The following is a 213-nucleotide window of genomic DNA, read 5'->3' on the forward strand; positions in this document are numbered from 1 at the left end:
TTCGAGGAACTCAATGCCTGGCTGGGCCAGCGCTGCCGCGCGCTTTGGAACGAGCTGACGCACCCTCAATACAGCGGGCTGAGTGTGGCCGAAGTGCTTGAGTTGGAGCGCGCTGAACTGATGCCTGTGCCAGCGCCATTCGACGGTTACGTCGAGCGGCCTGCGCGGGTCTCCAGCACCTGCTTGGTCAGCGTCGGGCGCAACCGCTACTCG

At 64.8% G+C, this 213-nt stretch carries 1 pseudogene; it reads left to right on the forward strand.

The annotated features are described in order from the left end of the window. Window positions 1-213 (forward strand): annotated as a pseudogene (locus A9513_RS22945) (IS21 family transposase); the annotation flags it as partial.

This window comes from Pseudomonas sp. AU12215 (assembly GCF_001675465.2).
Lineage (GTDB): Bacteria > Pseudomonadota > Gammaproteobacteria > Pseudomonadales > Pseudomonadaceae > Pseudomonas > Pseudomonas nitroreducens.